Below are 14,572 nucleotides of genomic sequence, written 5' to 3' on the forward strand. Positions count from 1 at the left end.
ACATGCAGAAGCCAGAAGACCTCTACGAGGTGCACCCCGAGATCGATGTCCCCATCGGTCTCCACCTCATCGCGGGCCTGACGGGTTTCTCCGACGCCGGCGGAGCCGTCGGTCAGCTGACGGAGTACCTGGGCGACGTGCTGGACACCACGGTCGTGGCGGAGTTCGACGTCGACACCCTGCTCGACTATCGCGCACGCCGTCCGATCATCTACTTCGACCAGGATCACCTGACGGACTACCGTCCGGCGACGCTGACGCTCTCGCTCGCACGCGATGAACTCGGTACGCCGTTCCTCCTGCTCACGGGTTTCGAACCGGACTTCCAGTGGGAGCGGTTCATCGCCGCAGTGCTCCAGCTCGTCGACCGCTTCAAGGTCGCGAGCACGACGTGGGTGCACGCCATCCCGATGCCCGTCCCGCACACCCGTCCGATCGGGGTGACGGTGAGCGGCAACCGTTTCGACCTCATCGAGTCCATGTCGGTCTGGCGTCCGCACACGCAGGTCCCCTCCAACGTGTTGCACCTCTTGGAGTTCCGACTGTTCCAGCGCGGCGACAGCGTCACCGGGTTCGTCCTGCTCATCCCGCACTACCTCGCCGACACGGAGTTCCCGGCGGCGGCGGTCCTCTCCATCGAGAGCTTGAGCGCAGCGACGGGGCTCATCTTCCCGACCGATCAGCTGCGCGAGGACGGACGCGAGTTCCTCGCGAAGATCGATGAGCAGGTTGCGTCGAATCACGAGCTCGGCAAGCTCGTCGGCACGCTCGAGGAGCGGTACGACGCGTACATGGAGGACAACACGCCTCGATCGCCGTTGACGGACGAGAGCGGTGAGCTGCCGACGGCGGACGAGATCGCCGCCGAGCTGGAGAAGTTCCTCGCGACGCGTCGTCACGGCGAGGACGGCCTCCCCGGTCTGTAACCGCTCACGGGCGGCTGGCGCTCGTTGACTACGCTGGAGTGATGCAGGGTCGACGCGTCAGATGGTGGGTCTTCGGCGTCGGCGCGTTCGCCTATCTGATCACGATCATGCAGCGATCGACCCTCGGCGTCGCCGCGGTCGATGCGAGCGAACGGTTCCACGTCGACGCAGCAGCACTGTCGACGCTCGCGGTCGCGCAGCTCGCCGTGTACGCGGCGATGCAGGTCCCCGTCGGCGTCCTGATCGACCGGCTGGGGCCGAAGCGGCTCATCATGGGCGGCCTCGCGGTCGTCACGATCGGTCAGGTGGTGCTCGCGCTCGCGCACGAACTCCCGCTCGCAGTCGTCGGCAGGATGCTCGTCGGTCTCGGCGACGCGGCGGTGTTCACCTCCGTATTACGTCTCGTGAACTCCTGGTTCCCGCCCAAGCAGGTCCCCATCGCCTCGCAGTGGGTCGGCAACCTCGGGCAGATCGGCCAGGTGCTCTCTGCGGTGCCGTTCTCGTTCGTGCTGCACCGTCTGGGCTGGGAGACCGCGTTCCTTTCCGCCTCCGGACTCGTGGTCTTCGCGCTCGTGTGCGTCCTGATCGTGATCGCCGATCGGCCGGCGGGTTCAGCCGAGCCGCCGAGGCCGGCGACCTGGGGCGATGTCGTGGGGGACGTCGTGCGGAGCTTCAAGCATCCCGGCACCCGGCTCGGCTTCTGGTCCCACTTCGTGACGCAGTCCTCCGGGACCGTGTTGACGCTCCTCTGGGGCTTCCCGTTTATGGTCTACGGCCTCGGCTATCCGCAGCCGCTCGCAGCCTCGTTGCTCATCGTCATCGTCGTGGCCGGCATGATCTCGGGCCCCGTGATCGGTGTCCTGTCCGCACGGTTCCCGTACCGTCGCAGCAATCTCGTGCTGCTCATCGTCAGTGTGATGGGACTCGCGTGGGCGGTTGTGCTGCTGTGGCCGGGGACGCCGCCCATGTGGCTCGTGATCGTGCTCTTCGTCATCGTCGGCGTCGGCGGTCCAGGCTCGCTTATCGGCTTCGACTTCGCGCGGACGTTCAATCCGCTGCGCAGTCTGGGTGGCGCGAACGGGATCGTCAACGTCGGTGGTTTCCTGGCGAGCTTCGTGATCATGTTCCTCATCGGCGTGATCATCGACGCCCTCTCCGGTGGGCGCGCCGACTATTCGGTCGCGAACTTCAAGGTCGCCTTCACGGTCCAGTACCTCGTCATCGGCACCGGCGTCGTGATGCTCCTGCTCGCGCGCTCGAAGGCGCGGCGTCGCATGACAGAGGAGGAGGGGATCGCCGTCGGTCCGCTCTGGATCGCGCTCCGCAACCGCCTGAGTCGGAAGCGCCGCTGAGCCGGCCGTTCCCACGTGAACCTTGGCTTCGGCTGAGCGCGCTATAATGGTGATCGGACCCGTTCACTTCTCGGAATGTCGGCAGCCTTATTTGGGTTGTACTTCACCAGGACTTGACATGGGTCCTCGTAATGTCCGAAATCAACGGACCATCGGGGAATGGGCGCAGTCCCATTCCACTCCCGAACAGGAAGGTGCAGGTATGGCCACCAAGACCGCTCGCGCCGACGCCACCGAGGCGCCAGCAGACGAGATCACGGAGCCCCGCGCCACCACGGCCCGGAGCACCAAGACCACAACCGCCAGGAAGACGGCCGTCAAGGCTGCTCCTGCCAAGACGAAGGCCAAGGCCGGCTCAGGCGCCGCAGACGAGGTCGAAGACGAAGAGGGCGACGACGACGCCACCGATCTCGTCGCCGAGGTCGTCACCGCCGCAACCGACGGCGATGACAGCGTGGACGCGACCGAGGAGGACGAGGACACCAAGTCCGTCCCCGAGATCACGCTGCCGACCGACGCGCTCGTCCTCTCAAACAGCGACGACGACGAGATCCCCGTGTACTCCGCGGCGATCACCGGCGCCACGGCCGACCCGGTCAAGGACTACCTGAAGCAGATCGGTAAAGTCGCGCTGCTGAACGCGGCCGAAGAGGTCGAGCTCGCCATGCGCATCGAGGCCGGTCTCTTCGCGGAAGACAAGCTCTCCGCCCTGACCGACATCGAGAAGCGGTCGCAGGCCGGCCGTGAGCTGCAGTGGGTCGCGAAGGACGGCGCCCGCGCCAAGAGCCACCTGCTGGGCGCGAACCTCCGCCTCGTCGTGTCGCTCGCGAAGCGCTACACGGGTCGTGGCATGCAGTTCCTCGACCTCATCCAGGAGGGCAACCTGGGCCTCATCCGTGCCGTCGAGAAGTTCGACTACACCAAGGGCTTCAAGTTCTCCACCTACGCGACGTGGTGGATCCGTCAGGCCATCACACGCGCCATGGCGGACCAGGCGCGGACCATCCGCATCCCGGTCCACATGGTCGAGGTCATCAACAAGCTCGCCCGCGTGCAGCGTCAGATGCTCCAGGACCTGGGTCGCGAACCCACGCCGGAAGAGCTCAGCCGCGAACTCGACATGACCCCTGAGAAGGTCATCGAGGTGCAGAAGTACGGTCGAGAGCCCATCTCACTGCACACGCCGCTCGGCGAGGACGGCGACAGCGAGTTCGGTGACCTCATCGAGGACACCGAGGCCGTCGTCCCGGCCGACGCCGTGAGCTTCACCATGCTGCAGAAGCAGCTCGAGTCGCTCCTCGACTCCCTGTCCGAGCGCGAAGCCGGTGTCATCCGGATGCGCTTCGGCCTCGGAGACGGCATGCCGAAGACGCTCGACCAGATCGGCGACACCTTCGGCGTGACGCGTGAGCGCATTCGTCAGATCGAGTCCAAGACGATGGCGAAGCTGCGCCACCCGAGCCGGTCGCAGTCCCTTCGCGACTACCTCGAGTAGGCCCGTGCGCTACGCCCCGGCGATCCTCGTCGGTCGGCTCGTCAGAACCCTCGCTCGGCTGCGCAAGCCGGGCGGGGGCTCTGCCGTACCCGGCCTCGTTGTGAACAGACTCGCCCCAGGATTCCTCCCGCGCACGCTCAACTCCTTCCCTCGTGGTCTGGTGATCGTGAGCGGGTCGAGTGGCAAGTCCACCACCACCAAGATGCTCGTCGCGATCCTCCGCGAGCACGGCGTCTCGGTCTTCACGAACCCGTCCACGGCGAACATCAGCCAGGGGCTCACCTCGGCATTGCTCGAACGAGCGGACCTGAGCGGCCGTATCGACGCTGAGCTAGGGGTGCTGGAGATGGATGAGGGTCACGGGGCTCTCATCGCGCCGCAGCTGTCACCGGAGCACGTGATCCTGACGAACGTCTCGGTCGATCAGATCGACCGGTTCCACGATTCCGCGATGGTCCAGCGGATGCTGGACACGATTGCGGCGCGTTCCACCGGCTCGCTCGTCCTGAACGGCGACGATGCGCTCGTGGACACGCTTGCGCAGGACTCCGGCGCACGCCGTGAACGGTACGGCGTCTCTCCCGAGGTCCTGGCGGCCAGTCCGCGCGGACTCGGGTACACCGAGACGAGCGCCGTCCGGGTCGACCCGGCACTCGGCACCGTGGTGCAGACGCTCTCCGGCACGGCCACCACGATCGTGCACCGCGGCGAACCGTTGGAGATCACACTCCCCGCCCGCGGCGTCCACTACGCGGTCGACGCGGCGACGGCCATCGCCGGGGCCGCATCGATCCTCGCGGACGAGTTCGATCCTGAACGGGCCGCCTCGGCGTTCCGCACGCTCTCGCCCGTGTTCGGCCGGGGCGAGGTCACGACCGTCCGCGGACACGAGGTGGAGTTCGTCCTCGTGCAGAACCCGGCGAGCTTTCAGCTCAACGTCGACAGCCTGGAACCGGACACGGAGCAGATCCTGTTCGCGATCGGCAGTGACGTGCGGGACCCGTCCTACCTGTGGCCCGTCGACACCGCTCGGCTCGGCCGGGTCGCGATCGTCTCCGGTCTGAAGGCATGGGAGGCCGCCCTGCAGCTCGGCTACGACGGCGTCGAGATCGACCGGGTGGTTCCGGACCTCGCTGAGGCGCTCGATGCGTTCTTCGCGCTGCCGGCTCCATCGCACGGGCGCAAGACGGTTGTGTTCACCGCAGACTCGATGCGGAAGACCAGAGCCCACCTCGGACTCACCTCGAGCGAACAGGACGCAGTATGACCACGATCGCGATCGCATCGCTCCTGCCGACCCGACTGAACGCCAACGGCGACGCCGAGAACGCGGCCGTGCTCGCGGTCCGTGCTCGATGGCGGGGCCATGACGCGTCCGTGATCGCGGCGAACGCGCCGACCGAGTTGCCGGAGGACGTCCACGCCATCGTCGTGGGTTCGTGCGACGATCCGTCGCTCGCCGCGACGCTCGGAGCACTCCTGCCGTTCCGAGCGCGTCTCATCGCCGCCGTCGAGGCCGGAGTCCCCATCGTCGCGGTCGCGAACGGCTGGAAGCTCCTCACCGAGCGGGTCGAGATGACTCGCGGCGAGTGGGTCGAGGGCCTCGGCATCGTCTCAGGGGAGTCTCCGCTGCGCGAACGGCGATCGAGCGACGATCTGGTGGTCGACGTGCTCCCCGACGGGCAGCTCCCCGCTGGGACGCGTCTCGTTGGTTACGAGAACCACGCGCGGGACTTCACGCCAGGTGTCGGTGTGGCGCCGCTCGGCAGGACCGTACACGGCCGTGGGAACGGCAACGGCTCCGAGGGCGCGATCGTCGGTGCGTTCATCGGAACGCACCTGCACGGCCCGGTGCTCGCGAAGAACCCGGTGCTCGCCGATCACGTGCTCGCGCAGGCGCTCGTCCTCGCGGGCGGCGCGCACGACGGTGCGCAGGTGAGTGACGCGCGTCTCGATGCACTCGACGCGTATGCGGCACACGCGCGCGATCAGATCGTGGCATCGCTCTCGCACTGACGCGCACTCTGCTTCGGATCGCCCCTCTGCCGAGTACTGCTCGCGCGGTGGGGCGATCCTGCTCGTTAACCCAGAGATCCGCGAGTGGCATGGAGCCACTCGCGGATCGGAGGTTGGGGGAGAGGTCTAGGCGCGCTGTTCCTCGAAGAGGCGGCTGGACTCGTCGTGCCACGACGTGGCGACCTGAGTCAGCTTCTCCTGGTACTTCTTTCCGTGGTGGGCGCAGAACAGCAGCTCGCCGCTGTTCATCTCCACACGGATGTACGCCTGCGCCCCGCACAGGTCGCAACGATCTGCTGCGGTCAGATGCTGGGCGTCGAGGTCACTGGCCGGACTCTCTGTGGCTGTCTGTGACATGTGCTCCTCCTGACACTTTGCGGCTACGAACTTCGTAGTACACATGTAACCACGCGTTCCCGGCATTGCTGCCCCATTCCGCGTGTATTTCGCTTTACGCGTAGATATTCGCAGCAGAGTGTCATCCTGGATGGGTCGGTGGCTCAGGTTACGCTGAAGACGTGAGCAGCGACTACTCCGCACGGCATCTCTCCGTCCTCGAAGGCCTCGAGGCGGTCCGCAAGCGTCCCGGCATGTACATCGGTTCCACCGACTCCCGCGGACTGATGCACTGCCTCTGGGAGATCATCGACAACTCGGTCGACGAGGCGCTCGGCGGACACGGCGACGAAATCGAAGTCATCCTGCACGCGGATGGCAGCGTCGAGGTGCGTGACCACGCGCGTGGCATCCCGGTCGACATCGAGCCGAAGACCGGACTGTCGGGCGTCGAAGTCGTCTTCACGAAGCTGCACGCGGGCGGGAAGTTCGGCGGCGGCTCCTACGCCGCGTCCGGTGGTCTGCACGGTGTCGGCGCCTCGGTGGTGAACGCACTCTCCGAGCGTCTCGACGTGGAGGTCGACCGCGGTGGCAAGACATACGCGATGTCGTTCCACCGGGGAGAGCCGGGCAACTTCGCGGACACCGGTGCCCCCACACCGGATGCGCCGTTCACGCCGTTCGAGAACCAGAGTGAGCTCCGCGTGATCGGGAAGGTCGCCAAGGGCGTCACCGGCACGCGCATCCGCTACTGGGCCGACCGTCAGATCTTCACCAAGGGCACGCACTTCCAGGCGGAGGAACTCCTCGGTCGTGCGCGTCAGACCGCGTTCCTCATCAAGGGCCTCGGGATCACGATCCGCGACGAGACCGGTGAGACGCCCATCGAGACGCCGTACCGGTACGACGGCGGCATCTCGGAGTTCGTCGACTATCTCGCAACGGACACCCCCATCACGGACACCTGGCGTTTGACGGGAACCGGGACGTTCAAGGAGACCGTCCCCGTCCTGTCGCCCGGCGGCGCGATGATCGCCACCGAGGTCGAGCGTGAGGCTGAGGTCGACATCGCGCTCCGATGGGGCACCGGCTATGAGACCGTCTCCCGCAGCTTCGTCAACATCATCGCAACGCCGAAGGGTGGGACGCACCAACTCGGGTTCGACCAGGGCATGCTGCGATTCCTGCGTGGGCAGGTCGAGCAGAATGCCAGGCGACTGAAGGTCGGTTCGGACAAGCTCGAGAAGGACGACGTGCTCGCTGGGCTCACCACCGTGTTGACGGTGCGCCTGCAGGAGCCGCAGTTCGAGGGTCAGACCAAGGAGATCCTCGGTACGCCTGCCGTGCGAGCCATCGTCGCCAACGTCGTCCAGAGCGCGCTCAAGGAACGGTTCGCGTCCACGAAGCGCGACGACAAGGCGCAGACGGCGCTCGTCCTCGAGAAGATCGTCGCAGAGATGAAGTCGCGCATCTCGGCCCGCACGCACAAGGAGACCCAGCGTCGCAAGAACGCGTTGGAGAACTCCTCGTTGCCGGCCAAGCTCGTCGACTGCCGCTCCGGCGACCTCGAGTCGAGCGAACTGTTCATCGTCGAGGGCGACTCCGCGCTCGGGACGGCGAAGGTCGCGCGTGACAGCTCGTACCAGGCACTCCTGCCCATTCGGGGCAAGATCCTGAACGTGCAGAAGGCGTCCGTCTCCGACATGCTCTCCAATGCGGAGTGCGCGTCCATCATCCAGGTCATCGGCGCCGGTTCCGGCCGCTCCTTCGACCTCGAAGCCGCACGCTACGGCAAGATCATCCTCATGTCCGACGCCGATGTCGATGGCGCGCACATCCGCACACTGCTGCTGACGCTCTTCTTCCGGTACATGCGGCCGATGATCGAAGCCGGCCGTGTGTTCGCGGCCGTGCCGCCGTTGCACCGCGTGGTCGCGATCAATCCCGGCTCGAAGCCGAACGAGACCATCTACACCTACTCCGAGGCGGAGCTCCAGGGGGTGCTCGCCGGCCTCAAACGGACGAACCGCAAGTACCAGGAGCCGATCCAGCGGTACAAGGGACTCGGTGAGATGGATGCGGATCAGCTCGCGAACACCACGATGGATCGCCGTGCGCGCACGCTGCGTCGAGTGAACGTGAAGGATGCGGAGATGGCCGGGAAAGTCTTCGAGCTCCTGATGGGCAACGACGTCGCCCCGCGCAAGGAGTTCATCATCGACAGTTCCGACCAGCTCTCCCGGGAGAGTATCGACGTCTAGGTGCATCAGAGCACGCTGAACGGTCCGGTGACGGGTCTTCAGCGGTGCCGTGTGAGTCCGTGAGCCGGGTCTCAGCGGTTCGGTTCGCTACGATCACGTGATGCCTGACGGAAACGAAACGCTTGTACACGTGACGCACGATGCGCCTTGGCTTCCGCCTGGTAGCCACGCTGACGTCGTGCGGAGCGACACCCCGCCGCACCCGATGTGTGTCGTCCGGCTGCTGCTGCGCGATGCAGATCGTGTCTTCTGCGTTCCGCGTACCGACGGCAGACTGGATCTTCCGATGAAGCCCACAGCTGTCACTGACCATGATGGTCGAGCTGCCATCCACTCACTCGTTGAATCGGTCGTTGGTAAAGACGCGACCGTGCGGTTCATCGGTGCGGTGCGCAACGTCGTTGACGCACCCGAGGCTGACTACGCGTGGCCGACGCCGCTCGCGCATTTCGGTGTGTGGGTGAGTGGCGGGACTCCGCGCATCGATGGGACTTGGGTGGACATCCAGGACGAGCTGTCACCAGTCCGCGACAGGCACTGGTACCCGTTGTCGGTGTGAAGGTCCAAAAGTGACCATTCTCCGCACGAAGGACAATCCGTCGCCCGCTTGCAACCGGAGAAGCGGACGCTTCCTGTCTCCTCAGTGTCGCTCTTCGGAGGTTTCGGTTTCCACAGAATGCTCGAATACCTGTTCGGAAAGATGCCCATCTGGTATTCTTGATGTGTGGACATTCCTTCGAACGCAGATCAGGTCGCGGAGCTCATCACGAGCCTCGGTGATCAGATCGTGGTCGAGCAGCGGGGGATCGCTGCGGCTGAGGCTCGGATCGCCTCGTTGTTCGCGCAGGCTGCCCAGGTGGCCGATCTGACGGCTCAGACGGTGATCCCCGCCGGGACGTCACCTGGCCGCGCCAGGGAGTTGGCGCGGTTGTCGTTGCAGGCGGAGTTGTCCGCTGCCACGCGGGTACCTGAGCGCACGATCGTGCAGCGCATCAGTGAGGCCGAGGTGTTGGTGGGGCAGTTGCCCTGCACCTTGGCTGCGTTGGCTGCAGGCGAGATCTCGGCCGGTCATGCGCGGGTCATCGTCGATCAGGTGGGTGACGTGGCTGCCGCTGATCGTGCGGCGTTCGAAGCGCGGGTGTTGCCGCTGGCGAGAGTTCAGACGGCAGCGCAGCTGCGGCAGGCGGCCAGACGGTTGCGGGAGAAGATGCATCCGCGGACGATAGTTGCACGCCATCTCGCAGCACGGCAAGAACGCCATGTCACATTGACTCCGGCGGTTGACGGGATGTCATGGCTGTCGATCCTCACAACCGCGCCGATCGCGAGTGCCGCGTTCGGACGCCTCGAAGCCCTCACCGCAGATGCACGTGCCGCGTGCGATGGTCGCACGCGCGGCCAATTGATGACAGACCACGCCCAAAACCTCCTGCTGTTCGGATGCACCGACGGCTCTGGAGCCCTCCGCGGCGAGGTGGCTCGGGTGCAGGCTCAAGTGCACGCTCTGGTGCAGAAGAACATGCAGAAACCCGAGCAGGCGTTGTCTGTGTGCGCTTCGGCTGGTCAGCCCTCGACCTCAACCCTCGACTTCGATGAAATGCCGGTCTGGGGCGCCACTTCGTCCCGGACCGCTGACCGAGCGCTCAAGGGCTCCGGTGGCGGCGACCACACCGACGGAAGCGATCCCGCGACCGGCGTCGCGACGAGCGGTCCGGCAGCAGGTCAGCATCCCGTGACGCTACCCGAGATCGAGGAGATCACTCGACGGATCGTGCCGACGGTGCACATCACGGTGCCGGTGCTCACGTTGCTCGGACATGGTGACCAGCCGGGATCGCTCGAAGGGTATGGCCCGATCGATCCTGAAACCGCCGCTCGGCTGACGGCGAATGCGAAATCGTTCACCCGAATCCTCACCCATCCGGAAACCGGGGCTGTGCTGTCCGTCGGGCGAGACCGATACAAGCCACCACCGGATCTCAAACGGGCGTTGATGATCCGAGACACGCACTGCCGGGCGCCGGGATGCACCCGTCCGGCAAGGCGTTGTGATCTCGACCATACGATCGCGTGGTCCGCAGGGGGAGAGACGTCAGTGGAGAATCTCGCCCACCTGTGTCCGAAGCATCATCACCTCAAGCACGACACCACTTGGACGTTGAAGCACGATTCCGGTGGGGTCCTCCATTGGATCTCTCCCAGTGGCCGGCAGTTCACCACCGAACCAGATCCGCCGGACTGGTGTCCGCTCGAACCGCGTCCTGGTGGGGCCGTTCATCGCGAACCCCACTGGGATGATGACTCTGACGGCTCAGCAATTGCGGTGTGATCTGGTTGTTGGGTGTGATGGGGTGGACCCTTCGACAAGCTCAGGGACCGGCGGCGTGGCCCTTCGACAGGCTCAGGGACCGGCGGTGTGGCCCTTCGACAGACTCAGGGACCGGTGGGAAGCTACTCCACAGGAGGAGCGGCTGCCACTGGGGGAGCGATCGCACCGGCGATGAAGCCGATCGGTCCGTCCACGACCTGCCCAGAGGCGTCACGCTTCGCGCCCGACTCCGGCAGCACCCGAGGAGAACCATCCACGCCGATCGCGTGAGCGGGCGCCGTGCCGACCCACGCGACGGAGAGCTGATCCTCGCCCTTCAGGAATCGCTGTGCGCGGACACCGCCCGTCGCACGACCCTTCGGCGGGAACTCGGTGAAGTCCGACACCTTCGCACTGCCGGCATCCGTACCGGCGAGCGTCAGCGAACTCGTCGCAACCGTCGCCACAATGACGTCGTCGATGGACTCGACCGCGCTGAACGAGATCACCTTGGCCTTCGCTCCGAGGTTGATGCCGGCCATACCGCCGGCCGGGCGTCCCTGTGGACGCACGGCGGACGCCGGGAATCGCAGCAACTGCGCGTCGGACGCGACAAAGACCAACTCGGCGTCGTCGGTGGTCTGCGCCGCACCGACGACATGATCACCGGGCTTCAGCCCGATGAGCTCGAAGTCCGGCTTGTTCGGCCAGTCGCCAGGGGTGACGCGTTTTACGATGCCGCTGAGCGTTCCGAGGGCGATCGCATCGTTCGAGGTGAGCGAGACGATCGCGAGCACACGCTCATCGCGGTTCGGCAACGACAGGTACTCGCCGATCTTCACCCCGGCGGCGAGCTGCACGGACGCGGTCGGAACCACCGGCAGGTCGACGGGCGTGAACCGGATGAGCCGGCCGAGGCTCGTCACCGCTCCGAGTTCCGTGCGGCTCGTCGTGTCGATCGTGCTGAGGATCGCGTCGTGCTTGCTCCGGCGGCCGTGACGCGGTTCAGGACCGTCCTCCGTCAGATCGACGCGCAGGATGCGACCGGTCGCACTCAGATACACGCGGCACGGCGCATCGGCCAGTTCGAGCACGGGCGCGGTCTTGCTGCGTGAATTCGCCGCGATGCTCGGCTTCGCGCTCGTCAACATCGTGCGGCGGGGCGTCCCGAAACGTTCGGCGATGTCCGCAAGCTCGTCGGAGACGACGACACGGATGCGGGCCTCGCTGCCGAGGAGTGCTTCGAGTTCGGCGATTTCGGCCTTGAGCTTGTCGCGCTCCGCCTCGAGCTCGATGCGCGAGAACTTCGTCAGGCGGCGCAGTCGGAGTTCGAGGATGTACTCGGCCTGCAGCTGCGACAGGTCGAAGACGTCGATCAATCGGACGCGGGCCTGCTCGGAGTCGTCACTCGCCCGGATGACCTGGATGACCTCGTCGATGTCGAGGATGGCAATGAGGAGGCCCTCGACGAGGTGGAGGCGTTCCTTGCGGCGGGCGAGACGGAACTTGCTGCGTCGCGTCACGACACTGATGCGGTGCGCGACGTACACCTGGAGCAGCTCGCGCAGCCCGAGGGTCTGCGGCTGGCCCTCCACGAGGGCGACGTTGTTGATGCTGAACGAGTCCTCGAGCGGCGTGTAACGGTAGAGCTGTTCAAGCACGGCCTCGGGGGAGAAACCGGTCTTGATCCCGATGACGAGGCGGAGCCCGTTCGTGCGGTCGGTGAGGTCGGTGACATCGGAGATGCCGCTGAGCTTCTTGTTGTTGACGCCGTCCTTGATCTTCTCGATGACCTTCTCCGGCCCGACGAGGTAGGGGAGCTCGGTGACGACTAGACCCGTCTTACGCGCGGTGATGCTCTCCACGGACACCTTGGCGCGGGTCTTGAACGCACCGCGGCCCGTCGAATAGGCATCGCGGATGCCGTCGAGACCCGCGATGGTGCCGCCCGAGGGCAGATCGGGACCCGGGACGTACTCCATGAGGTCTTCGAGGGTCGCGTTCGGGTGGGACAGCAGGTGCCGCGCAGCGCCGATGACCTCGACGAGGTTGTGCGGCGCCATGTTCGTCGCCATGCCGACCGCGATGCCGCTGGCACCGTTGACGAGGAGGTTCGGGAACGCTGCCGGCAGCACGGACGGCTGCATGAACTGGTTGTCGTAGTTGGGGACGAAATCCACGACGTCCTCGTCGAGGTCCTCGGTGAGCGCCATGGCCGTCGCGTCGAGGCGTGCCTCCGTGTATCGGGGGGCGGCCGGGCCGTCGTCGAGCGAGCCGAAGTTGCCGTGCCCGTCGATGAGCGGGACGCGGAGCGTGAACGGTTGGGCAAGGCGCACGAGCGCGTCATAGATGGCCGTGTCACCGTGCGGGTGCAGCTTTCCCATGACCTCGCCGACGACACGCGCCGACTTGACGTGGCCGCGATCCGGACGCAGCCCCATTTCCGTCATCTGGTACAAGATGCGCCGCTGCACCGGCTTGAGGCCGTCGCGCGCGTCCGGCAGGGCGCGCGCATAGATGACCGAGTACGCGTATTCGAGGAAGGAGGTCTGCATCTCGGACGAGACGTCGACGTCTTCAATCCGTTCGCCACTCGATTCAGGGGGCACGATCTGCTGTTTACGGGTCATTCCGGTGTCTCTGTGGGGTTGGGCTCTGGTGTTGGTGCTCGGCGCGGGCCGGACGGGTGGACGCACGGTGTGCGAGACTTGCCCCGATGACCACCATGCTACCGACGGTGAATCCGCACGCGCGGAGCCTTGCCGATGTGCTCCCCGATTGCCTCGCCTCCCTGACCGCTGCGGGAGGCACGACCCTTCCGAGGGTCGATCACGCGATCGTCATCCTGGTCGACGGACTCGGTGCGTCGAATCTGCGCGCCAGGGCTGCGTACGCGCGCTTCCTGGCGCCGAAGCTCACCTCGGCGTCGACGACCGTGTCCGTGTTCCCCTCGACGACGGCTGCGAACCTCGCGTCGCTCACAACGGGCGTCTGGCCGGGCGGGCACGGCCTCGTCAGCTATCGGGCCCGCGACCTCCGGAACGACCGGGTCGTGAATCAACTGAGCGGCTGGGACGACGGGATGCGCCCGGCCGAGTGGCAGCGTGTGCCGACGGTGTTCGAACGCGCGGCATCGCTCGGCGTCGCGGCGCACGTGGTCGGGCAGGAACGCTATCGTTCGTCCGGGTTCACCCACGCCGTCCTTCGCGGCGCCGAGTACCACGCCGGGAAGCGCATCGCCGACCGGCTCGATGTCGCGAGGCGCATCGTCTCACAGGCGACGACTCCGACACTCACGTATGTCTACGTGCCTGAACTCGATCAGACGGCGCACGAATACGGGTGGGAGTCGCCCAGATGGACGGCGCACTTCGAAGAACTAGACGGCGACGTCCGGAAGTGGGCGGAGCGCCTGCCTGCGCGCGTCGGAGCGTTCCTCACCGCCGATCACGGCGTCGTCGACGTCCCGGAGACCGGCCAGGTGCTCTTCGACCAGATCCCGGCGCTCGTCGACGGCGTGCGCCATGTCGGCGGCGAACCTCGATGCCTGCACCTCTACCAGGACGGCGAGGCGACTCCTGCGGATCGACTCGATCTCGCAGCACGCTGGAATGAGGCGGAGGGGCACCGATCCTGGATCCTCACGCGTGAGCAGGCGATCGACGCCGGTTGGTACGGTGAGGTCTCGCCAGAGGTGCTTCCGCGCATCGGCGACGTCATCGTGGCAGCCCGCAAGCGCATCGCCTATTACGACTCACGTCCGGCAGATCAGAGCTCACGGTCGATGATCGGGCAGCACGGATCGCTGACCGACGACGAACGCCGCATCCCGTTGATCCCGTTGGGCGCGTACTCGCGCTGAGACCCGCACCGGCGGG

11 protein-coding genes are annotated in these 14,572 nt (G+C 66.2%); 9 read left to right on the forward strand and 2 right to left on the reverse strand.

Annotation, left to right across the window (positions count from 1 at the left end):
* Nucleotides 1-2 precede the first annotated feature (2 nt).
* The 5 genes from ACL9RL_RS15350 (at nucleotide 3) to ACL9RL_RS15370 (ending at nucleotide 5,789) form a co-directional block, all read left to right on the forward strand.
* Nucleotides 3-926 carry a proteasome assembly chaperone family protein gene (locus tag ACL9RL_RS15350; RefSeq protein WP_422781140.1) on the forward strand — a complete coding sequence of 308 codons (924 nt, stop codon included), beginning with the start codon at nucleotides 3-5 and terminating at the stop codon, nucleotides 924-926.
* Between the two features lie 41 nt (nucleotides 927-967).
* On the forward strand, nucleotides 968-2,278 hold the full coding sequence (locus ACL9RL_RS15355) for an MFS transporter (RefSeq protein ID WP_422781141.1): 1,311 nt from the start codon (nucleotides 968-970) through the stop codon (nucleotides 2,276-2,278).
* Nucleotides 2,279-2,396: 118 nt separating this feature from the next.
* Complete coding sequence (locus ACL9RL_RS15360; protein ID WP_422781142.1) at nucleotides 2,397-3,773, forward strand: RNA polymerase sigma factor; 1,377 nt, start codon at nucleotides 2,397-2,399, stop codon at nucleotides 3,771-3,773.
* 4 nt (nucleotides 3,774-3,777) lie between these two features.
* Nucleotides 3,778-5,040, forward strand: coding sequence for a MurT ligase domain-containing protein (locus ACL9RL_RS15365; protein WP_422781143.1), 1,263 nt, complete (start codon nucleotides 3,778-3,780; stop codon nucleotides 5,038-5,040).
* Nucleotides 5,037-5,789: a type 1 glutamine amidotransferase gene (locus ACL9RL_RS15370; protein WP_422781144.1), complete on the forward strand. Its 753-nt coding sequence runs from the start codon at nucleotides 5,037-5,039 to the stop codon at nucleotides 5,787-5,789. The genes ACL9RL_RS15365 and ACL9RL_RS15370 overlap by 4 nt, the downstream gene beginning before the upstream one ends.
* A gap of 126 nt (nucleotides 5,790-5,915) precedes the next feature.
* Here ACL9RL_RS15370 and ACL9RL_RS15375 read toward each other — a convergent pair whose 3' ends face one another.
* Complete coding sequence (locus ACL9RL_RS15375) at nucleotides 5,916-6,146, reverse strand: DUF7455 domain-containing protein (protein WP_422781145.1); 231 nt, start codon at nucleotides 6,144-6,146, stop codon at nucleotides 5,916-5,918.
* Nucleotides 6,147-6,307: 161 nt separating this feature from the next.
* On the opposite strand from ACL9RL_RS15375, the gene ACL9RL_RS15380 reads away from it, so the two are divergent.
* The 3 genes from ACL9RL_RS15380 to ACL9RL_RS15390 all read left to right on the forward strand — a co-directional run bounded on the left by ACL9RL_RS15380 (nucleotide 6,308) and on the right by ACL9RL_RS15390 (nucleotide 10,715).
* Entirely contained in the window at nucleotides 6,308-8,386 is a 2,079-nt protein-coding gene (locus tag ACL9RL_RS15380; RefSeq protein WP_422781146.1) for a DNA gyrase/topoisomerase IV subunit B, read from the forward strand.
* Between the two features lie 100 nt (nucleotides 8,387-8,486).
* Nucleotides 8,487-8,945: an NUDIX hydrolase gene (locus tag ACL9RL_RS15385; protein WP_422781147.1), complete on the forward strand. Its 459-nt coding sequence runs from the start codon at nucleotides 8,487-8,489 to the stop codon at nucleotides 8,943-8,945.
* Between the two features lie 165 nt (nucleotides 8,946-9,110).
* Entirely contained in the window at nucleotides 9,111-10,715 is a 1,605-nt protein-coding gene (locus ACL9RL_RS15390) for a DUF222 domain-containing protein (protein ID WP_422781148.1), read from the forward strand.
* A 122-nt stretch (nucleotides 10,716-10,837) separates the two neighbouring features.
* Here the strand turns inward: ACL9RL_RS15390 and ACL9RL_RS15395 are convergent, their stop codons facing one another.
* Entirely contained in the window at nucleotides 10,838-13,324 is a 2,487-nt protein-coding gene (locus ACL9RL_RS15395; RefSeq protein WP_422781149.1) for a DNA gyrase/topoisomerase IV subunit A, read from the reverse strand.
* A gap of 86 nt (nucleotides 13,325-13,410) precedes the next feature.
* On the opposite strand from ACL9RL_RS15395, the gene ACL9RL_RS15400 reads away from it, so the two are divergent.
* Complete coding sequence (locus tag ACL9RL_RS15400) at nucleotides 13,411-14,556, forward strand: alkaline phosphatase family protein (protein WP_422781150.1); 1,146 nt, start codon at nucleotides 13,411-13,413, stop codon at nucleotides 14,554-14,556.
* Nucleotides 14,557-14,572 lie beyond the last annotated feature (16 nt).

Origin of the sequence: Plantibacter sp. Mn2098 (genome assembly GCF_049319745.1) — a bacterium.
In the GTDB taxonomy this organism is placed as follows: Bacteria; Actinomycetota; Actinomycetes; order Actinomycetales; family Microbacteriaceae; genus Plantibacter.